The following is a 1,459-nucleotide window of genomic DNA, read 5'->3' as shown; positions in this document are numbered from 1 at the left end:
CAGGCCGCCGCGCCGGGAGCGGGGGCAAGCGCGTCGTCGGTCGAGACGAACGCGGTGAGCGCGCTCGACAGCGGCTCGCGCCCGGGGTCGGGCCGGTAGGAGTCCAGGGCCCGCAGGTCGGCCCTGATCACCTGGAGGAACCGGTCCTTGAACTCGGGGAGTTCGTCGAGCCGGTCCGGCATCCCGCCGAGCCGGGTGAGGCGTCGGACGAACTCCATGTCGGACAGGCTGGGGTCGAGGAGGCGGATGGCGGGCTGGATGCCGGGTGCCTGCCGTCCGGAGACGCCGAGCCACAGTGGGGCGGCGCCTCGGGCCTGGAGACGGCGGGCGGTCTCGGAGGCGACGACCGCGCCGAGGCTGTGCCCGAACAGGGCCAGGGGTGTGCCGTCGGCGTGGGCGAGGACGTCGTCGGTGACCCGGGCGACGAGCGTGTCCATGTCGGCGACCGGCGCCTGCGCGTGCCGTCTGCCTCGGCCGGGCAGGTCGAGGAGCAGGAGGTCCCAGGTGGGCGGCAGGGTCCGGTGCATGGGGTGGTAGGCGCTGCCGGAGGAGCCTGCGTGCGGCACGACCACCAGTCGGACGGCGGGTGCGGCGACGGTCCGGGGCCGGATGAACGCGTCGGTGCCGGCGCTCACGCGCCCACCCCCTGACCGGCCGCCGCCGTCGCGGCGATACTTTCGGCGAGCTTGCCCAGCAGGTCGTGCAGCGGCATGTCGAGGGAGAGCCCGTCGGCGGTCAGGCCGACCTCGAAGCGCTCCTCGATGCGGGTGATGAACAGGGTGGACAGGAAGGAGTCGACGCCCACGTCGAGCAGGGACAGTTCGGGGTCGAGGGTGTCCGCCTGGAGGACGTCCCGCAGCAGGTCCAGGAGGTAGCAGGTCAGTGCCTCGGGTTCCAGCGACTCCGGGAGGGCGCCGTCGGCCGGGGTCTCGGCGCCGGGTCCGCGCGAGGGTTCGCCGGCCGGTTCGTCGATCCAGTACCTCCTGCGGCGGAACGGGTAGGTGGGCAGGTCCGGCGCGAAGCGGGTGCCGGGAGCGGCCAGCGCCGCTAGGCGGAGGTCGGCTCCCGCCGTGAACAGGCCGGCGAGCGCGGCCCGCAGCAGCCCGGGGGCGTCCTGCGGCCGGGCCCCGGCCAGCGGCAGGGTGGTGCGTCGGCCGTCCGCCTCCCAGGAGAGGTCGAGCCGGACGTCCGGACCGGGGCCTCCCTCGGCCGGTGAGACGGCGACGCCGAGCCGGGCCAGCATGTCCTGGACCGTCGCCGCCGGGGTGTCCGCCAGGCCGGGGAAGGCGTCGGCGAGAGCGGCGGCCACGGCGTCCAGTTCCTCGGCGGGGCCCTCGGTGTGGAGGGTGATCCGGCGCGGGGGCTCCTGCGCGGCGGCCGTCACCGTGCTCCGGGCACGCCAGTTGGCGAGCGCCTCGGCGAGGTCGCGCGGGGTGGCGCCGACGACGGCCAGCCGGTG

At 75.9% G+C, this 1,459-nt stretch carries 2 protein-coding genes; both read right to left on the bottom strand.

Annotated elements, in window-relative coordinates; translation table 11 throughout:
- The coding region (locus ACVNF4_RS35960; protein ID WP_461807027.1) for a thioesterase II family protein at positions 1-635 on the bottom strand (635 nt) is incomplete at its 3' end.
- On the bottom strand, positions 632-1,459 hold an 828-nt coding region (locus ACVNF4_RS35955), incomplete at its 5' end, for an acyl carrier protein (protein WP_461807026.1). The genes ACVNF4_RS35955 and ACVNF4_RS35960, both read right to left, overlap by 4 nt.

Source organism: Streptomyces sp. S6 (genome assembly GCF_054880855.1).
Note: the sequence above shows the minus strand (reverse complement) of the source record. Positions and strands in the feature narration are given on the sequence as shown.